Origin of the sequence: Microtetraspora sp. NBRC 16547, from assembly GCF_030268965.1 — a bacterium.
In the GTDB taxonomy this organism is placed as follows: domain Bacteria; phylum Actinomycetota; class Actinomycetes; order Streptosporangiales; family Streptosporangiaceae; genus Microtetraspora.
This window is the reverse complement of record NZ_BSSE01000012.1, coordinates 31195-49072: the sequence shown is the minus strand read 5'-3', so window position 1 is coordinate 49072 and position 17878 is coordinate 31195. Positions and strand designations below refer to the sequence as shown.

At 68.2% G+C, this 17878-nt stretch carries 19 protein-coding genes and 1 pseudogene; 10 read left to right on the top strand and 10 right to left on the bottom strand.

The annotated features are described in order from the left end of the window. Positions 1-122: 122 nt before the first annotated feature. Complete coding sequence (locus QSK17_RS17825; protein ID WP_285706124.1) at positions 123-374, bottom strand: group I truncated hemoglobin; 252 nt, start codon at positions 372-374, stop codon at positions 123-125. Between the two features lie 13 nt (positions 375-387). Between QSK17_RS17825 and QSK17_RS17820 the strand changes: the two genes are divergently transcribed. Further along, positions 388-552: a hypothetical protein gene (locus QSK17_RS17820; RefSeq protein WP_285705955.1), complete on the top strand. Its 165-nt coding sequence runs from the start codon at positions 388-390 to the stop codon at positions 550-552. Positions 553-1068: 516 nt separating this feature from the next. Here QSK17_RS17820 and QSK17_RS17815 read toward each other — a convergent pair. Next, the gene (locus QSK17_RS17815; protein ID WP_285705954.1) at positions 1069-1479 is read right to left on the bottom strand and encodes a hypothetical protein; all 411 of its coding nucleotides are present in this window, start codon (positions 1477-1479) and stop codon (positions 1069-1071) included. 97 nt (positions 1480-1576) lie between these two features. Between QSK17_RS17815 and QSK17_RS17810 the strand changes: the two genes are divergently transcribed. The 4 genes from QSK17_RS17810 (at position 1577) to QSK17_RS36450 (ending at position 5501) form a co-directional block, all read left to right on the top strand. Continuing rightward, positions 1577-4297, top strand: coding sequence for a helix-turn-helix transcriptional regulator (locus tag QSK17_RS17810; RefSeq protein ID WP_285705953.1), 2721 nt, complete (start codon positions 1577-1579; stop codon positions 4295-4297). Positions 4298-4513: 216 nt separating this feature from the next. Continuing rightward, positions 4514-4660 (top strand): hypothetical protein, encoded by a 147-nt coding sequence (locus QSK17_RS17805; RefSeq protein WP_285705952.1) that lies wholly within the window; start codon positions 4514-4516, stop codon positions 4658-4660. Positions 4661-4702: 42 nt separating this feature from the next. Continuing rightward, positions 4703-5035: an LD-carboxypeptidase gene (locus QSK17_RS17800; RefSeq protein ID WP_285706123.1), complete on the top strand. Its 333-nt coding sequence runs from the start codon at positions 4703-4705 to the stop codon at positions 5033-5035. Beyond that, the gene (locus tag QSK17_RS36450; protein WP_285706122.1) at positions 4977-5501 is read left to right on the top strand and encodes a S66 peptidase family protein; all 525 of its coding nucleotides are present in this window, start codon (positions 4977-4979) and stop codon (positions 5499-5501) included. Before QSK17_RS17800 ends, QSK17_RS36450 begins: the two co-directional genes overlap by 59 nt. 65 nt (positions 5502-5566) lie before the next feature. On the opposite strand, the gene QSK17_RS17790 is transcribed toward QSK17_RS36450, so the two are convergent. Next, the gene (locus QSK17_RS17790) at positions 5567-6772 is read right to left on the bottom strand and encodes an MFS transporter (RefSeq protein WP_285705951.1); all 1206 of its coding nucleotides are present in this window, start codon (positions 6770-6772) and stop codon (positions 5567-5569) included. A 101-nt stretch (positions 6773-6873) separates the two neighbouring features. After that, positions 6874-7479, bottom strand: coding sequence for a DUF1707 SHOCT-like domain-containing protein (locus QSK17_RS17785; RefSeq protein WP_285705950.1), 606 nt, complete (start codon positions 7477-7479; stop codon positions 6874-6876). A gap of 265 nt (positions 7480-7744) precedes the next feature. Between QSK17_RS17785 and QSK17_RS17780 the strand changes: the two genes are divergently transcribed. Beyond that, positions 7745-8695, top strand: a complete 951-nt coding sequence (locus QSK17_RS17780; protein ID WP_285705948.1) for an RNA ligase family protein — start codon at positions 7745-7747, stop codon at positions 8693-8695. Between the two features lie 208 nt (positions 8696-8903). Here the strand turns inward: QSK17_RS17780 and QSK17_RS17775 are convergent, their stop codons facing one another. Next, complete coding sequence (locus QSK17_RS17775; protein WP_285705947.1) at positions 8904-9710, bottom strand: MBL fold metallo-hydrolase; 807 nt, start codon at positions 9708-9710, stop codon at positions 8904-8906. 59 nt (positions 9711-9769) lie between these two features. Between QSK17_RS17775 and QSK17_RS17770 the strand changes: the two genes are divergently transcribed. Further along, positions 9770-10285 (top strand): MerR family transcriptional regulator, encoded by a 516-nt coding sequence (locus tag QSK17_RS17770; protein WP_285705946.1) that lies wholly within the window; start codon positions 9770-9772, stop codon positions 10283-10285. Next, entirely contained in the window at positions 10228-11259 is a 1032-nt protein-coding gene (locus QSK17_RS17765) for a hypothetical protein (RefSeq protein ID WP_502889240.1), read from the top strand. The genes QSK17_RS17770 and QSK17_RS17765 overlap by 58 nt, the downstream gene beginning before the upstream one ends. A gap of 201 nt (positions 11260-11460) precedes the next feature. Here QSK17_RS17765 and QSK17_RS17760 read toward each other — a convergent pair whose 3' ends face one another. Next, positions 11461-12435, bottom strand: a complete 975-nt coding sequence (locus QSK17_RS17760) for a glycerophosphodiester phosphodiesterase family protein (RefSeq protein WP_285705943.1) — start codon at positions 12433-12435, stop codon at positions 11461-11463. A 335-nt stretch (positions 12436-12770) separates the two neighbouring features. Beyond that, a complete protein-coding gene (locus QSK17_RS17755) occupies positions 12771-14339 on the bottom strand; it encodes an alkaline phosphatase PhoX (protein ID WP_285705942.1) in 1569 nt (522 codons plus the stop codon). Positions 14340-14555: 216 nt separating this feature from the next. On the opposite strand from QSK17_RS17755, the gene QSK17_RS17750 reads away from it, so the two are divergent. After that, positions 14556-14942: a hypothetical protein gene (locus tag QSK17_RS17750; protein ID WP_285705941.1), complete on the top strand. Its 387-nt coding sequence runs from the start codon at positions 14556-14558 to the stop codon at positions 14940-14942. Positions 14943-14945: 3 nt separating this feature from the next. Next, a pseudogene (locus tag QSK17_RS17745) lies at positions 14946-15104 on the top strand (SIP domain-containing protein); the annotation flags it as partial. Between the two features lie 36 nt (positions 15105-15140). Here QSK17_RS17745 and QSK17_RS17740 read toward each other — a convergent pair. Genes QSK17_RS17740 through QSK17_RS17730 form a run of 3 tightly spaced genes read right to left on the bottom strand, consistent with a single transcriptional unit; the run spans position 15141 to position 17672 of the window. Next, positions 15141-16034 (bottom strand): hypothetical protein, encoded by an 894-nt coding sequence (locus tag QSK17_RS17740; RefSeq protein WP_285705940.1) that lies wholly within the window; start codon positions 16032-16034, stop codon positions 15141-15143. Continuing rightward, entirely contained in the window at positions 16031-17074 is a 1044-nt protein-coding gene (locus tag QSK17_RS17735) for a hypothetical protein (RefSeq protein ID WP_285705938.1), read from the bottom strand. The genes QSK17_RS17740 and QSK17_RS17735 overlap by 4 nt, the downstream gene beginning before the upstream one ends. Next, on the bottom strand, positions 17067-17672 hold the full coding sequence (locus QSK17_RS17730) for an RNA polymerase sigma factor (RefSeq protein ID WP_285705937.1): 606 nt from the start codon (positions 17670-17672) through the stop codon (positions 17067-17069). Before QSK17_RS17730 ends, QSK17_RS17735 begins: the two co-directional genes overlap by 8 nt. Positions 17673-17878: the final 206 nt, after the last annotated feature.

The window sequence follows — 17878 nt, the reverse complement described above, 5'->3', positions numbered from 1 at the left end:
CGGTGTCCCCGAGGGCAGGCGGGGCTCGATCAAGGACCACTCATCATCGGTGAGGTCGCGCCAGTGCCGGCGGCCTCCGTGCAGGCGAATCCGCAACATCATGATCTCAACCCGTTCAGGCCTTAGTAGGTCCGCAACGGAGTGACGACGATGGTTTCCTTCGTGCCCTCGACGATGGCGACGAGGTCCCGCTCTTCCTCGACCGGCACGTGGAACTTCGTCAGCGACTGGTGCAGGTCGTCCATGAACGCGTCCCACTCGTCCTCGGTGATGCTGAGGGCCCGGTGCGAGTCGCCCATCGACCGCCCCGAATACTGCTGCGGGCCACCGGCGGGCCCAGCACACCATTTCGGTGACGAGGTACTTGAATCCAGGCGGGGACACCCTGTGGTGCGCGTCGTCCACCGCCGGATTCTTGTTCAGCCGGGCCTCAACCATGATCCGGTCGATGAAGTCGTCGACCACCGTGGCGATGTTGTAGACGCCACCGAGGCGGTCATACAGCGACGGGCGCTGGTCGGGTTGCATGGCGACCTCCACGGATCCGCGTGACGGCCGGTGAACTCGCCCGCCACGTCCTTCCGTCCATCCGTCCATCCGTCCCGTGCCGGACGCGCCGCCACCACTGCAGTCTCGTCAGCGCGTATCACCAGGGTCTACCGCGTCGCCCCCGCCCCCCCCCGAGACTTTGCCACGCCCTGATACCTCCCTGCCCGGCCGATGGTGACCGTCTCGCCAGAGCGGGCTCGGGCCCGGTAGGCGCTGGCCTCGGCCCGGTTACAAGGGCCCCGACCCCGTACGGCCCGACGGCGCCACAGCAGCAGCGGCGCTGTTCCTGCCAAACCCGCCGACAGCGGTGAAGCCGCGATCCCCGCGGCGACGTTCAACGCCGGCTGGGCGAACGTGTCGGGAATCGGGAACACCTTCGCGCGATCGAACGGCCAGACGAGGACGAAGGCCCGTCCGATCACTGCTTAAGCCGACCGGCGACGTCTGATCGAGGGGCCGCCCCGGCCCAGATCGTCACGGAGATCTCGTTGTCGCCGTTCCCGGCGGATCGCGGCGGGTTCACGCGGTCTTGCGAAGACCGGCGAACTGCAGACCGGTGAAGCCGGCGACCACGACCGCCTGCACGATCACCAGTGCGGTGCCGAGACTGGTCAGTGGGAACCAACCTGCGATGAGCAGCTCCGCGCTCGCGGCCACCCACGCGATGTTGATCGCCATCACGACCCCCACGGCGGCCTTGCCCACGGTCGGGCGTGCGGCGAGGAAGAACAGGGCGGCCGCCCAGACGACCAGGAACGCACCCACCGGGAAGAGGAAGGCGGCGGGGAGGCCGAACATCTCACCGAAGATCGCCGCGGCGACAACGCCCACGACTCCGAAGGCGCCCGAGCCCATCGCATCCTGCTTGAGGGCGAAGCGGAGCAGCTTGGCGTCGGCGGCGGTGCTGACAGTTTTGGCGACGGTGGCCATTTGAAGATCCCTTCGTCGTGCTGACCTGCGTGTGACCACGAAGCTACGCAGATCCACACAAACCCGAATCAGTCATCGTGACGGTAGGTTCCTGACCGTGCTGTACGGGCGATCCAGGGAAGAAGCGGAGATCGAACGCCTCCTGACGGAGGCCAGGGCGGGTCAGAGCGGGACCCTCGTCATTCGAGGCCAGGCGGGGATCGGTAAGTCGGCGCTCCTGCACTATGCCGCCGGGCGAGCAGGGGGCATGCGAGTGGTACGCGGCATCGGCATCGAATCCGAGGCCGAGTTGCCCTTCGCCGCGCTCCATCTGCTGCTTCGTACCGAGTTCGACCGGATTCGCGCTCTGCCCGACGCGCAGGCCACCGCGCTCAGCGGGGCCCTGGGCCTGGGCGACGTCGCTCCGGAGAGCCGATTCCTCGTCGGGCTGGCCACGCTGAGTCTTCTCTCCGATCTCGCGGAGGACGGTGGGCTGCTCTGCCTCATCGACGACGCTCAGTGGTGCGATCAGGCGTCCATCGACGCGTTGGTGTTCGCCGCCCGCCGCCTCGACGCCGAAGGTGTCGCCATGGTCTTCGCCGCGCGCGCGGGTTTCCACGCCGCCGGGCTGCCCGAGCTCCAACTGGGTGGGCTGGACGGTGCGGCGGCGGCGGCCCTGCTGCCCGCCGATCTTCCGCCGCAGGTGCGAGAACGTCTCATCGAGGAGTCGGACGGCAACCCCCTGGCGCTCATCGAACTGCCCGCCGCGCTCACCGCCGAACAGCGGGCGGGACGATTGGCACCGGTGGGTGCGATGCCCGTCGCCGAGCGGGTCCAAGAGGCCTTCCAACGACAGATCACCGCACTTCCCGAGCCGGCGCGGATTGCGCTGCTGATCGCGGCTGCGGACGGATCCAGCGATCTTGAAACGGTCGTGGGCGCGGGTGCTTCCCTCTCCGGTCTCGAACTGGCCGAGCGGAGCCGCCTGATCGAGATCAGAGGGACGACCATCGCTTTCCGCCATCCCCTGATCAGGGCCGCCGCGTACCAGAGTGCGCCGGTCACGCAGCGCCTCGCCGTCCACCGAGCCCTCGCCGACGCCCTCGCCGGCTCGGCCGCCATCGATGCGGCCGACCGACGGGCGTGGCACCTGGCCTCCGCGGTGCTCGGCTCCGACGAGGGGGCCGCGCGGGAGTTGGAGGAAGCCGCGGAGCGGGCACGTACGCGCCGTGGCCACGCCGCGAGCGCGGCCGCTTACGAGCGAGCCGCCGAGCTCACCGCCGATCCGGCGCGACGATCCGGACTACTGGCCGCCGCCGCGTTGGCGGCGAGCGACGCCGGGTTGATGGGCCGCGCCGCCGCGCTCGCTGACAGCGTCACGTCCGACGTGGCCGACCCTGACGTGATCGCCGCGCTGATCCAGGTACGAGCCCATCGCGAATTCGAGCTGGGCACACCGGCTGCCGCGGGCCGGATCATCATGGACGGCGTTCCTCGTGTGGCGGCCCGCTCCTCCGAGTGGGCCACCTGGCTGTCGGTGGAGGCCATCCGCTGCGCCTGGTTCGCCGGAGACGCGCGACTGGCCGAGAAGGCCGCCGCAAGCCTGCGCGTACTTCCCGAGATCGGCTCGCCGCTGGTCAGCGGCGCGGACGGACTGGCCCGCCTGCTGAGCGGTGACATCGGAGGTGGGACCGAGCTCATGGGTGAGGCGGTCGACGGCCATACGCTCGCCGGCCTGGGGGTGCCTGGGCTGACCTTCACCGCCTCTCTGTGCCTCCCCCTGGGCCGCGCCGCCCGCTACGAAGAGATCAGCGGACAGGTGGTGGCGGAATGCCAGAAGAGCGGAATGATCGGCTGGCTCGCCGTCGCGCTCCAGGATCATGGTCTCGCGCAGGGGTGGCTCGGCCGGTACGGCGAGGCCAAAGCGACCCTGAACGCAGGGCTGCGGTTGGCGGCGGACCTGGGTCACGAGCACCGGGTCAGCCATCTCATGTGCTCTCTCGCCTGGGTGCTCGCTCACCAAGGGGAGGTGGAGGAGTGTCGCGCGAAGGGCGAGGAAGGCGTAGCGAGAGCCGTCGAGCGAGGACTGATCCTTGCGGCCGCCATCGGGAACTGGGCACTCGGCCTGCTCGAACTCGCCCTGGGCCGCCCGGACGCCGCCCTCCGGCGGTTGGAGGCCATCCCGCCGACGGGCATCGCCGTCCTCTCCGCCGCCGACCAGGTCGAGGCGGCCATCCGTGGCGGGCGGCCGGAGCGAGCGAAGGAGCCGCTCGCCCGATACCTGGCCTGGGCGCGGCACGTACGGCAGCCGGCATCGGACGCGATCGCCCTGCGCTGCCGTGCCCTCATCGAGGAGAGCGAGGCGCACTTCGCACATGCCGTACGCCGCCACGAGGAAGGCGATCAGCCGTACGAGCAGGCGAGGACGCGGCTCGCCTACGGCGAGTGGCTGCGACGGGCACGGCGGCGAGCGGATGCCCGCACGCAACTGCGCGACGCGCTGGAGATCTTCGACCGGCTCGGCGCGGAGCTGTGGGCCGAGCGCGCCCGGGCGGAGCTGCGCGCCACCGGAGATGTGCCGGCGGCACCGCGTAAGGCCGACGACCCGCTCAGCGTGCTCACCCCCAGGGAACGCGAAATCGTACGGCTCGCCGCCAATGGCGCCTCCAACCGCGACGTCGCCGCCCAGCTCTTCCTCAGCCCGCGGACCGTCGGCTATCACCTCTACAAGGCGTTCCCCAAGCTGGGTATCACTTCCCGTTCCCAGTTGGCCGCCGTCATAGCAGGGACCACAGACACGGCGGACGTGCTCCCGCAAAGTGGGGGTCGCCCGCGTTGACGCCGGTCCCGGCGCCACCGATTCCGCCGATACATCGGCGCGCGAGGGACGAACGGGGCCGGCGTGGTCGTCCGAGCCGGAACGAGACACCTCGTCGCGGGTGTCGCCGACCGCTCCACCCTGTACTGGACCTACCGGCTCCGATCTCGACCTGTACAGGACCTCTCCCATGGCTGGGGCCACAACATCCCCAGTTTCACCCCGTACGCTCGGGCGATGGATACGATCTTCCCTCCCAAGCTGCACAAAGGCGACACCATACGAGTGGTGGCGCCCGCCCTATCCCGCGCGATGGTGGTGGAGCATGACCACACCGACATCATCGAAGGCCGATTCGCCGATCTCGGCCTGACTCTGTCCTAGGGCCGCCACGTCGATGAGCGGGACCCATTCGACTCCTCCAGCATCGCCTCACGAGTCGCCGATCTTCATGACGCTTTCGCGGACCCCTCGGTGTCCGCGATCCTGACGGTTATCGGCGGCTACAACTGCAATGACCTCCTGCCTTTTCTGGACTGGGGGCTCATCCGCGACAACCCGAAGATCTTGTGTGGCTACTCCGACATCACGGCCCTGCAGAACGCCATCCTGGCCCGAACCGGTCTTGTCACCTATTCAGGGCCGCACTGGTCGACGTTCGGGATGCGCGACCACTTCGAGCAGATCCTGCGATGGTTCTCTGCTGTCATGTTCGACACCGCTCCGATCGCCCTCACCCCCGGCGACCTGGAGCGATGATCTTTGGTTCCTCGACCAAGACAAGCGCGAACTGATCCCGAACGAAGGATGGTGGCCGATCCGCCCCGGCACAGCCCAGGGGCGGATCGTAGGCGGGAACCTTTGCACACTCAATCTGCTGCAAGGCACCCCTTATATGCCGTCTCTTGACGGCGCGATAGTGATCGTGGAAGACGATGTCGAATCACACCCTGCGACCTTCGCGCGAGACCTGACATCCCTGCTTCAGCTTCCCGACGCCTCTGCCATCCAAGGATTGGCGATCGGACGCTTCCAGAAGCAGAGCCACATGACTCGCTCGCTGCTGGAACAGATCATCGATACTCAGCCGTCTCTGGCAGGCATCCCGGTACTTGCCAACATCGACATCGGCCACACCTATCCCTTGGCGACCTTCCCGATCGGGGGCGAAGCCCAGCTGGCCATCGCCGCCGACAAGGCGAGCCTGACACTGCGGCACCACTGATCACGTCGACGAGACAACCTCCGTCGACCGTGAGACTCCTCGCCGAAAACGGCAGACCGCCCGGGTCATGCAGGGGCGCTCGCCGGTGGGTCTGCGCGCCCGATGCTCTCCGCGGAGAGGCGTCCCTGCCCGACGAGCAGGGCGAAAACGCTCACGGCGACTCCCAGAACCCCGCAGGAGGCCGCCCAGGACTGGGAGGCGTGTTCGAGGACGGTACCCACAGCGGTGGATCCCAAAGCCATTCCAGCGGTCATCAGAGTGACCAGCCAGGCGAAGGCCTCGGTGACGGTTCCCGGCGGTGCGAGATCCCCCACCAGGACGAAGGTGGCCGTCAACACGGGTGCGAGAAAAAGTCCCGTGACGATCATCAGGCCGGCCATGTACGGCGGGGACGGCACGATGCACAGCAGCGCGTAGCCAACCGCCAAGCCGACGGTCAGCAGCAGCGTCCGTCGGGGAAGCGAGGACGACCAGCGCACAACTCCGTAGCCCAGACCTCCGATCAGGGCTCCCCCGGCGTTCAGAGCCAGCAGGGTGGGCGCCCCGCCCAGCACTCGGTGCTGTTCCGCGTAGGAGACCACGAGGACATTGAGCGTGCCGATGGCAACGCCGACCCCAGTGAGGCTCCCCAGTAGGAGGACCAGACCTCGGCTGCGCAGTGGCCCGAGCCAGTCGGTGGACCGGACCGGCGCTCTCCAGCTTCGGGTGGGCGGCGCGGTTACGACCACGAGCACTCCTAATGCGCCCAACAACGCCCCGACCCACAGGGCGCCGATGGGTGACCCGGCGGCCACGCATCCGGCCACGACCAGGGGGCCGCCGACGAACACCAGTTCCTGCGATGCCGAGTCCAGGGCATAGGCCGACTCCAGCCGGCCGGGGGCGACAATGTGCGGCCACAGCGCCCGTAAGCAGGGCTCCAGTGGCGGGGTCGCCGCCCCCGCGAGCACCGCGCCCCCAAAGACGATCGTCGGCTCGGAGGGCGCGACCGCGATGGCGATCAGGCCGACACCGGCCACGGCGGCGGCCGGCACGAGGACGGGAGCCTGGCCCACCCTGTCCACCAGACGGCCGAGCAGAGGGCCGCCCACTGCCGCGGCGATGGCGAAGCTGCCGACCACCAAGCCGATGAGTCCGTAGGTCGCGCCTGACTGTCTGAGCACCAACGGGATCGCCAGGGCCGCCATCGCACTGGGTAGGCGCCCGATCAGTGTTCCCACCAACAGCCGGGTCACGTAGGGGCCGCGCAGCAGGCTCAGGTAGCCCGTCACGCGATCCTCATAGCTGTCTCGTCCGGTGTCTCTTTCCGCGAGTGCGTGTGGATGATGTCGTGGGCCGAGTCGGCTGTCGCGAGGTCCGCCAGGCACATCGCTCAACGCTCGCGCCGGCGCCGGATCTTGCCGCCCACGCCGCCGAACAGCGCCAGGCCCTTCACCACAACCACCGGCGCCGACGGGTCGACGTCTGCGCTGCCGTGCACATCGTAGCCGCCGAAGATGCCGACGCCGTGGCAGCGCACCTCCATCCCCTCAGGCACGATGATCTCGGCCCCACCGAAGATCGCGTTGATCGTGATCTCAACCTCTTTCGCCTCGAACTCGGCGTCGGTCAGATCAAACTGGAGGCCGCCGAACATGGCCAGCGCTCTGGTCCGCCGCCGTACCCGCCAGCGGCCCTTGCGCTGGGCGCCACTGAAGATGGCGACGATGTTCTCGGGCTCGGAGCTCCCACCCTGCACGTAGGACACCGGGCTCGCGGTCGGACGGTGCTGCTCGACCTGTAGGTCGTCGGTGAGGATCTCGAGCTCTCCCACGGTCTTGGCCTGGTAGAGCCGGTCCAGGCGATCGGAGTACTCCTCGTGACTCAGCTGACCGGTGCTCAGGGCTTCACCAAGCAGGGCGGAGACCTGCTCCCTATTGCTGTCCGAGGCGCGCAGGTGTGACATCTGGGAGTCCCTACGCTGAGGGGGATTTTCCATGGTGGTCACGATAGTTCTCATTCATCCTGACGGCAGAGCTCGCCAAGGGCTCAAGTTGGATGTTCCCAGTGCCGGTCACGGCCCGCCGCGCGGGCCGATTCACGCCCGTCCACAACGCTGGAGCCTCTGAACTGGACGTTTGAAGTCGCGGTTTCCTGCGGGACTGGAAAATGAGTTGATCTTCAGGTGGGCGTCAGAGAAGCTGCCCGCCGGAGTGTCCCGGCCGGGCAGCAGGGCGCCCGGGCACGGAACGGAGGTCAGAACCGTGTGGTACCCGAAAATCCCGCAGCGGTTCGGCGACGGGCCGTTGCCCGGCGGGAGCTGGGTGGCCGAGGAGAAAGTGCACGGCGCGCATCTCGCGCTGGTCAGCGACGGCCGGACGGCGCGGGCCGCCGGGCGGCGCGGGCTGTTGGACGAGGATCGGCTTGAGACATTCTTCGGGCTGACGCGACTGTGGCCGGTACTGGCGACAGCGGCGGCAGCAGCAGCCCGGACTGCCGGACAGGACGTGATCTTGTACGGGGAACTGGCCGGTGGAGGCTATCCGCACCCGCAGGTACCGCCGGTCGAGGACATCAGCCCGGTGCAGACCGGCGTGTGGTACAGCCCTGACCTGGTATGGCTGGCGTTCGACGGTGCCGTCAGCACACCGTCGGGACCACGCTGGATGAGCCGCGCCGAGCTGGCGGAGCTGGTGGCCGGTGTGGGCTTGGAGTGCGTGCCGCTGGTGGGGCAAGGCCATCGGCAGAAGCTAGGAGAGCTGACGGCGGACTTCCCGACGCTCGTGCCCGGCACACTGGGCCTTCCGGAACTGCCCGACAACCGCGCCGAAGGCTACGTCCTCAAGCCCGCCGGATCCTGGGATACAGGCGAACGCGGACCACGGCCGGTAGTGAAGGTCAAGCACCCCGACTTCGCCGAGGACGCCCGCTACAACGGCGCCCGGCCGTTCGTGCCGCCGCCCGGCGGAGTGACGGGAGTGCCGGCCTGGCTGCTGGCGGCCGCAGTAGAGCGGCTCACCCCGCCGCGAGTAGACGCGGCCCGCAGCAAGCTCGGCCCAGCCACTGACACCGCCGAGGTGGCCGCCGAGGTGGTGACCGACCTACTCGCCGACCTCGATGACGACCTCGGCGGTCTGCCCGAGCCCGACCGCCAACGCCTGGCCGCCGCGCTCACGCCCGCAGCCCGCACGCTGGCCACATTTCAAGACCGCTGAAGGACATCCTCACCTCCGACGGCCTCTCCGGCCTGGTCGGCGCGTTGTGTTGGTACGGCAGACCTGCCACGGTAGATGCGGCAAACCTGCCGTCGATATTTCGGCAGATCTGCCATCAGCACAAGTCCCGGAACCTCGCGCGCATTCACCCAGCTTGACGTTGGTGCTGCCGGTGCCGCAGTAGCCGCCATCTGGATGTGCGCGAAGCTTATGATCGGACGCGGTCGAACTCCCAGGGGTCATGTGCGGACACGATGGTCACCTGATCCCCGTGTTCGCGCACGAGCGCGCGCAGCCGGACTTGGGTGGCGAGGCGGGCTGCTTGGTGGACCTGGGCCTCGCACTGCACGACGTCCATGAGCGGATGCCCGTGCGGGGTGTCGGCGTCCAGTTCCCGGTGGTAGTAGTAGGCGTCGCCCGCGTGCAGCAGCCACCGGTCATCGTCCCGGACCGCCACTCCGACATGACCGGCGCTGTGACCGCCGAGTGGCACCAGCAGGATCTCCGACGACAGCCCCTCCAATGGACGGGCCCCGGGGAACCCGAACCAGTCCTGACCGCCGTCGCTGCCATAGGTGATCCAGTGCGGACCGTGCGCCCAGTGGGCGGGGCGGTAGCGGCGGCTCGGGGCCTCGGCCAGTGCGGCCCGGTATTCGGCTTCCAGCAGATGAACCCGCGCCTGCGGGAAGTCAGGCAGCCCGCCGGAGTGGTCCACATCCAGGTGCGTCACCACAATGTGGCGAACGTCGGCGGGATCATGACCCAGACGAACGATCTGGCGCACGGCGGTCTCAGCTGGGTCCAGAAGCGGTTCAGCCAGCGCGATCCAGTCGGCGGCCAGCGACTCCTCGGGCCGCCGGACATCGTCCAGGCCGAGGCCGGTCTCCACCAGCACGAGGCCGGCCTCATCGGTTTCGACCAGCAGAGCGTGACACACGATGGGCATGGGAGTGAGGGCGCTGTAGGTCGGCTCGATCTTCCGCAGCGACCCGACGTTCATGTGGTGGATCTTCATGCGCCCTAGACTGCGACTTGAACCGCGGTTCAAGTCAAGGAGACAAGGAGGCAGTCGGGGTGGACGAGACGCTGCTGGATATCGGCGAGGTAGCCGAGCGCACCGGGCTGGCCCCCTCGGCGCTGCGGTTCTATGAACGCAAAGGCCTCATTTCCAGCACAGCCCGCAACGGCCTGCGCCGCGCCTACCGACCAGAGGTGCTGGAGCGTCTCGGGCTGATCCTCTGTGCCCGCAGCGCCGGCTTCGGAATCGCCGAAATCGACTCATTCCTGCGATCACGGCCCGGCGACCAAGAGATTCGCGAACAGATGGCGGTTAAAGCCAGGGAGTTGAACCAGCGCATCGCCCAGTTGATCCGGTTGCGCAACGCTCTTAACCACGCCGTGACCTGTGATCACGAGCCGCTGACCGACTGTCCCGACTTCAAGCGAGCCGTGCGGAACGCCCGATCCGAGTCGAACGCCACGATCTCGACGTCAACAACGGGTACTTCAACTTTGCTCTTTCGGCCCCCGAGCTGCCCGAACCCGCCGACCTCGGCTGGGACGACCAGGCACATTTCCATCCCCACGTGATGCGCTGGAGCGAACTGGACCTCCTTGCCCGGGCTTTGGCGCTGCAGGATCCCCAGCTCCGCCATCCTGGGCCAGTGCTCGCGCTACTGGCCCGCTTCGTCGTCCTGGGCGAGCCGGACGACCCGGATGCCATCACCCCGCTGATGGACGCGGCCTTCCGAGTGATGCGCCCCAATCCCCTCGATGGCCTGCGACCCGAGACCCGGGACTGGTTCGAACTGCGTGACCTGCGAGGCAGCGGCCTGTGCTGGAGGGTCGGAGATAACGGCCACTTAGCAGTGGAGCAACTCGATCGCGACTCGGCTCCACGGGAGCTCTACTCGCTACGCACCCCCGATTCCGAAGATTTTCCCTTCACCGCCTGGGCTGCACTTCTCGACCGGGCAAGGCGGGTCCTCGCCACTGCCACGACCGACGCATCCCTGCATGACCCTGCCATCCGCGCCGCCCTGAACCGCTGCACCACTGGCGAAGGCCATACTCACCTCGCCTCGCTCGTCGAGGCGTTGCGCACCGCGGACGCGGCCCACCCTGTCCTCCTACGTGCCCTGGCCGAACCAGTGAGCAGGGCAGAGTCCTGCTGGGCCGTGGAAGTGCTGGCCGGGCTTCCGCAAGGCTCCTTGGTGAAGCGGTGGTTCGGACCAAGTCCGCTGGCCACCGCCCGGTCATGGGAACTACGTCTGACGCTTGCCACCGAGAGCCGTCCGGCAGACCACGATCGCATCCTCACCTCCGACGTGAACGACACCCTGAAACAGGCAGGGTTAGGCCGGGCAGAGATAGCCGGTGGAATGGCCCGCCAAGGAGCAGATGGAAGCTATGTCAGCGTCTCAACCTCGGTCGACGTACTCATTCGCGACGATCTGTCTCACGGATTGTCGCTTATCTCCCAGGTCCTGCGACGCCACAACGCAGCGGACACAGCCGAACTTCACAACGCGTCCCCGCCGTACGACTTGATCCCCATCCCTTGACACATCTGCCATCTGCGCCTGGCGTATATGCGGGGAACGATCGGTGAGGCCGGTTCCGCCCAGCGGGACCGGCCTCTCTGATCTTCCAGATCAGGCGGAGACGCGAGCCTTGACGGACGCCAGAAGAGCTGGCTCGCGGGTTCGAGCCTTCTGACAGACGATCCGGAACTGGGCGCGTCAGGCCGACATCGGCAGAGGGAGTCAGCGCGGCGCGTAGGCCTTCGGCAGTCGCATGCCGCGGTCGGCCATGATCTGCCGGACGCTGTTCGGGTAGTCAGTGATGATGCCGTCGATGCCCATGTCCATGAGGGCCTCGATGGTGGCGGGGTCGTCGCAGGTCCACGGGATGACCTTCAGGCCACGCGCGTGCGCCTCCGACACCATCGCCTCATCGACATAGAAGCGGAAGCCCGGGTCGCCGATCTTTCCGTTCTGCGGGAAGCCGTACACCGGAGACAGCGCCGTGACGCCCGGGATGGCGGCGGCGACCTTCACGAAGTCGCCGCCGAAGTCGTCGGCGTCGAGCCCCCCGAGCCACGGCGAGGCGCCGGGCCGACCCACCTGGAGGAAGTCGTAGTTGGTCAGCGCCACCAGCGGCCAGGTCGGCGCGAGGCGGTGCATTTCCATCAACGCGCCCCAGTCGAAGGACTGGATGGTGACCTGGTCCTCAATCCCCGAAGCGTGGATCTCCTCGTACACCCGGCGGACGAACAGCTCCCGCGGCGCGGTCTGCTCCGGAGCGCCCGCTTCGACCTTGGTCTCGATGTTCAGCTTGACCTGGTTGGCGTGGTAGCTCTTGACGAGGTTCAACACGTCCTTGAGCTCGACCATCCGGAAGCCGTGGATCACCTCCTGCTCGGGGAAACCAGGCAGCTGCTGGTATCCGCAGTCCATGGTCTTGATCTGGGCCAGGGTCAGGTCCTTGACGTACTTGCCGACGTACGGGTACATCGGGTCGCCGGGCGTGACCGGCTCGGTGTCGCGGCACTTCTGGGCGCTGATCTGGCGGTCGTGGTTGACGACGACCTTCTCATCTTTGGTGACGTGGGTGTCCAGCTCCAGGGTGCTGACTCCGAGGCGCAGGGCTTTGGCGAAACCCTCCAGCGACTCCTCGGTCGTCATGCCGATGCCGCCGCGGTGGGCCTGCAGGTCGAAGTGGGTCTTCTGGGGCAGCACACCGGGACCTTTGGCCGTCGATGCGTGGGCGGCTACCGGCACGGCGAGTGCGGGCACAAAGGCCAAGCTCACCATGACATGACGAAGGTTCAAGGGGGGGCTCCGCTCCGTTAGGCCTATCTGACCTTGAGGACGCTAGATCGTCGGCCGACCCCGGTTACGGCCATGGCGTGTTGGGGTCGTGAACGTTCACGGAACGCTTGGCACCGCTGGGGGTGGCTCCTCGTCGCCGTATCGCGCCCTGAGGTCAACACCATCACGGCCTCGTCTTTACCGCGGGCAGCGGAACGGCCCTCCCCGGCGGTGCCGGGAAGGGCCGTGAGCCAGTGCGTAGGTCAGCCCTTGATGCTGTAGACCTGGCCCCACGCCTGCACGGTGAGCCGCAGCAGCTGGCCGCGCTCCACGTACTCCTGCACGGTGCCCGGGCCGGTGCCGGGCGGCAGGCCCTTGCTGGTGTGGATCTGGGCGTCGAAGTAGAACGAGTTCGGAGTGAACGGGTCGGGGATGATGCCGCTGGACTCCTCGTCCTGGGTCATGAAGGTGGGCTCGGTGACCAGGCCGAACTGCTTGGGGTCGAACTGCGCGAGCACGCCACGGGCGCCGTCGGAGATCCGGTAGGCCAGGATCCGTGCGACGTGGGGGTTGTTGCCCGGGTCCTCCTGGATGAGCAGGTTGCCCTGGCCGTCGATCGTGATGTTGTCGGGCATGTTCAGGTACGGCGCCTCGCTGCCGTCGAGCAGGAGGGTGAGTGTGCCGCCCCGCTCGGGGTGCTCGATATCGGCGAACCGCATGCGCCAGAGGCCGCCGCCGTCACGAGGAGCGTTGGGCTGCTCGGGAGAACGCGTGGTGTCCCCGCCCGAGGTGGTGACGAAGTAGAAGTCGTTCGGGTGCACCGGGTCGAAGGCGCCGTCCTCGATGCGGTTGAGGGTGAGACCCGCCTTCTCCGCGTCGATGTTCTGCTGCTTGCCGTTCACCTTCCAGTCGAGAGGGTTGAACGTGACCTTGACCGGGGTGTCCTTGCCGTACTTGGCCCGGAACTCGGCGTCGGTGGCCACGGCGTGACCGACCACGTCCACCACGCCGAGCGTGCCGTTGGTCAGGCCCGCCTTCTCCATCGGAGAGCCGGAGGCCTGCTTGCGCCCGGAGTACACGCGGAGCTGGCCCACGCCGCCGTCCTCGGTCCCGACCACGAGCGTGGTGTCGCTCTTGTTGGCCGCCGCCAGGGTGTTCTCCATGGAGAACAGACCGAGGCGCGGAAGCTGCGTGGTGATGCCGTCATCGGTGACGCCGAAGACCCGGCTCTCGTCGCCGCCCTCCTCGTTGGCGAAGTAGACACGGCCGTCGTAGCCCTTGCCAGTGCTCTTGTTGAGGAACCGGCCCGCCGGGACGAGATCGCCCGAGCAGAAGCGGTTGAAGGCGGCCACGTGCGTGCCCGACGCCGCACCCTCCGGCGCCACGGGAGCGGGGCCCCACGTCTGCTTGACGTAGTCCCAGTAGCGCACGGAGGTGATCAGGTCGGAGCCGTTCTTGACGGCTCCGGTCCGCTGGTCGATCACGAGCTTGGAGACGAAGGAGCCCTTCTGCCCGTGCGCACGCACCAGGCCCGAGGTGGCGCCCAGCTCCTGGTTCATGTAGAGAACGAGGTCCTTGCCGTCGCGGTACGCGCCGATACCGTCGGGGATCCCGACCATCCGGTAGCCGTTGTCCGCGGGCTTGTCACCCACGGTGAGCAGGGAGGTGACGCTGACTCCGTTGGCGACCGGCAACACGTAGGGAGCGACCGTGGTGCTCGGCCCGGTCGACACCGTAGAGGCGGGATCGGCCGCCGCGACACCCGAAGCAAGCAGTGAGGCCGCGACAGCCGTCGCACCCACGAACGTGGTGCGCAGTCTGGGAGACAGCATGGGAGTCCTCCATCTTTCGTTTATCGCCTGAAACATGGCAAATGCGAAGTTAGAGGCTCCAAAGGTGATCTCCTTGAACGCCGAAGAGCGTGGAGATTAACATCGCGCGACGCTCCCCGACAGCCCGGGCTACGCAAGGAGTCGGGACCGGCCCGTGTTCCCGCCCCCCTCCCCTCGTCCCCAGAGGGAAAGGCATGGCCTGGCGAGAGCGCGCGGGTGGCTAGTTCTCCTCGTACGGCGCGGGCGGCTGCAGGGAGGCGCAGCGACCTGACCTTCGCCCCCGGCCCCGGAGCTGTCTTCACCCTCACCCTGCCGAGGAACCGCCCGTCAGAACCAACCCACCAGGGAACCGCCCGTGAGAACCTGGCCCCTCGCCCTGCTCCTGGCAGCCTGGAGTCGGCCCCACCGGCGTGGTCGGCGCCGGAGAGCCGCTTCACCCAGGGCACCCGCCTGTACTTCGTGCAGCACGACCGCCTCGTCTCCGTCGGCCGCCCCGAGGGCCCGCTGGAGGCAGCGACCTGCGGCAGGCGCGCGCCGATCACCGCACCAAAGAAGCACATGAGCTGCCCGATCTCCCGGCCGCCGTGGAGCGGGAGACCGTGACACATCAGGAGTGGCGTTACGCCGGCGGTCCATGCTCTGGAGCTTCCCAGCGCGCTAGGCATCGCTTATCTCGCAGGCGAGGCTCGCACCTGCCAGGCGGTGCGTGCCCACCTCGTCCGCGAACGCGGCTGGCCGCGCCGATCCGTTGTCGTGAAGCCGTTCTGGACCTCTGGGCGGCGCGGCATGGAAGGCGAAAGGTCAGCTCACGCCCGGAGCGGCGGGCTTGTCGTTCGTCCAACCGGCTCTGAACGTCTTCACGCCGGACGCGCCGAGCATCTCCTTTCCGTCGTACTTCAGGTCGACGTATTCGGCCAGCAGCGTCATGGCCTGGGTGTCCACCAGGAACTGCTGCTTGAGCACCGAGCCCCCGCTGGAGGAGACGGGCAGGGCCAGCTTCCGGCCGGAGCGGCCCAGCGGATCCTTGGCCCGGCCGAGATCGCTGACGCCCTTGGTCGTCTTCAGCACCTGATAGGCGGCGGCCCTGACCTTGTCCGGTACCGGGTTCGCGTACAGCAGCTCGCACGCCCGCTTGGCCACGTACCAGTCGAGGTCGACCAGCCAGTCCTCCTTCTTGGACTTCGGGCTGGTGGTCTTGGCCTCCTCCGCGGCCTCGTCGATCCAGGCGTTGACGTCCGCGAAAAGGTGCTTCCTGAGCGCCTCGGCATCCGTGGGCAGCGACTGGAGTCGCTGGTAGGTCACGTACTTCTCACCCAGCAGGAACCCGTCAGGCTTCTTGAGCACCCCGATGGTGCCCTTGCCCGGCTTGACGGACAGGCGGAACTTCATGCCCTCCGTGCGGTACTCCCACGTGGCCGGCGAACCGTCGGCGCGCCAGGCCGCCTCGTCCTTCGCGGTCGCGGGCTTGGCGCCCAGCTCCCGGAAGCCGAACCAGCCCGTGCCCTTGGGCGACAGCCACTCGGTGTCGACGCTGCGCTGGGTCAGGTAGTAGCCGCTGCCGACGGCGTGGTCATGGGTCCTGGTGAAGATCGTCTCGACCCGCCAGTATGCCCCCTTCGGCGCGTCGGCGGACGCGGGGACGGCGGCCGTACCGGCGAAGATCAGCCCAGCGGCAACGGCGAGGGTGAATCTCATTTCGTCTCCTTCAACGGGTTGTCGTCCGCCCAGCGGCTGTCCTGGATCGCGGTGTACGTCAGGAGCAGGCCGTCCGCGGCGGAACGGGTTTCGATGGAAAGCGGTCTGCCGGAGGCGGGGTCGATCACCAGCCGGGTCCTGGTCGCCCCCGCGTAGTTCGGCGGGGCGAACTCCCCGGACTCGTACTCGATCGCCTGCCCGACACGGCCCAGCACGTCGGTCACCTGCCCGACGGCGGCGACCCCGGGCGTCGAAGCGAGCAGCCGGTACGCGGCGGCCCTGGTCTCGCTCGTCACCGGCGCGAAGAACAGCAGCCGCGCCGCGGTGTCGATGGTCGTGCGGTAATCGGCGTCAAAGAGCGCCTTGAGCCCCTCGGGGGTGTCGGGCACCTCGCTCATCTTGGTCAGCGGCTTGCCCGCCGTGAGGATGCGGAAATCCCAGTCCTCGGTCGACCAGGTCCGCTGCTCGCCAGGCTCCGCCCGTACGACACCGGAGTGTCCCTTCTCTGAGGGCTTGTCATATGTCCATGACGTCGGTGAGCCGTCGGCGCGCCAGGCCGTCTCGTCCTGAGGCGTCGCGGGCTTGATCCCCTGAGGGGCCTGGCGGTACCAGGTGCGTCCTTCGGGATTCGCGGGGATCCAGGTCTCGATCGACTCGCTCTCACGCAGGACGTACCGGCTGCCGGGCTCGTGGAATTGCCAGCCGTGGACCTCCGTGGTGCCCCACCACGTGCCCTCGTCGGGCATGGAGGCCACCGAGTCCGCCGCGACCAGCAGGAACCGCTTGCCATCCGCCTGAGCGCCCGTGCCAGAGGTGGCAGGCGCCCTCGGGAACACCGTCGGCGCGATCACGAAGGCCGCCGCCGCGGTCGCGACCCCCGCCAGGCCGAGCCCCAACCCGCCCCACCTGACGGCCCTGCGGCTCCGCCGTACCCGCTCCTGGGCGAACGCGGCGGCGAGCCGCTCGCGCCCGGCCCGCTCGACCTCGGGCGACAGCGGAGGCGCGGGTAGCAGTTCCCGCACCGCCCGGTAATCATCCATCAGAGCCTCCGAGCATGGGGTTGATGCCGCCCAGAGCGGCACGGAGCTTCCTGCGCACCCGCCACAGGCGGGATCCGACGGTGCCGTACGGGATGTCCAGCGCCATGGCCACCTCCTCATGACTCAGCTCGCCCAGCGCGCTCAGCAGCAGCACGTCCCTGTCGCCGTCGGGCAGGGCGCGCAACTCGGCCGCGAGCCGCCCCTGTGCGCTCGCGGCGTCGATGCGGGTGACCACGCGTTCCTCGTGGCTGTGCTCCGCGCCGTCGTGCGCGGTGGCGCTGCGCTGCAGAGCAGCCAGCCGTCTGGTCTCGGTACGCCGGTGCGACGAGATCAGGTTGGTGGCGATGCCGTACAGCCACGGACGGACCTCACCGCGCTCGGGATCGAACGTCTCGCGCTTCCTGAACGCGGCGAGGAACACCTCCGCAGTGAGATCGTCGGCGGCCTGCCGGTCGAGCCGCCGTCCCAGGTACGCGTGGATCTCGCTCACATACCGGTCATAGATCTCCCCGAATCGCTCGGGTCTTCGGCGCGACAACGCCAGCAGGGCCGCGTCGCTGATCGCCTCCGTTGGATCGGTGAGATCTGGAGCGGTCATATTGGCAGTCACACCCCTTACTCAACCGATGGGGCATTCTGCTTTCACACCCGCCGCTGGGACACCGTTCTCAGGCCACTGATCACGGTCCTAGCCGACGGTCCAGGCGGATGCGCTGGTCTGGTGGGCGTTCACGCCGGCCGGTGGCGGCATCGTCATCTCCTTCGTTCTGCCCCCGTTCGTCCTCACACCGTGAAAACAAACGC

Bases quoted from the DNA above. Each gene is read 5' to 3' on its own strand.
- QSK17_RS17815 (WP_285705954.1), bottom strand. From the start codon at position 1,479: ATGGCCACCGTCGCCAAAACTGTCAGCACCGCCGCCGACGCCAAGCTG.
- QSK17_RS17805 (WP_285705952.1), top strand. From the start codon at position 4,514: ATGGATACGATCTTCCCTCCCAAGCTGCACAAAGGCGACACCATACGA.
- QSK17_RS17785 (WP_285705950.1), bottom strand. From the start codon at position 7,479: ATGGAAAATCCCCCTCAGCGTAGGGACTCCCAGATGTCACACCTGCGC.
- QSK17_RS17775 (WP_285705947.1), bottom strand. From the start codon at position 9,710: ATGAAGATCCACCACATGAACGTCGGGTCGCTGCGGAAGATCGAGCCG.
- QSK17_RS17755 (WP_285705942.1), bottom strand. From the start codon at position 14,339: ATGCTGTCTCCCAGACTGCGCACCACGTTCGTGGGTGCGACGGCTGTC.
- QSK17_RS17740 (WP_285705940.1), bottom strand. From the start codon at position 16,034: ATGAGATTCACCCTCGCCGTTGCCGCTGGGCTGATCTTCGCCGGTACG.
- QSK17_RS17735 (WP_285705938.1), bottom strand. From the start codon at position 17,074: ATGGATGATTACCGGGCGGTGCGGGAACTGCTACCCGCGCCTCCGCTG.
- QSK17_RS17730 (WP_285705937.1), bottom strand. From the start codon at position 17,672: ATGACCGCTCCAGATCTCACCGATCCAACGGAGGCGATCAGCGACGCG.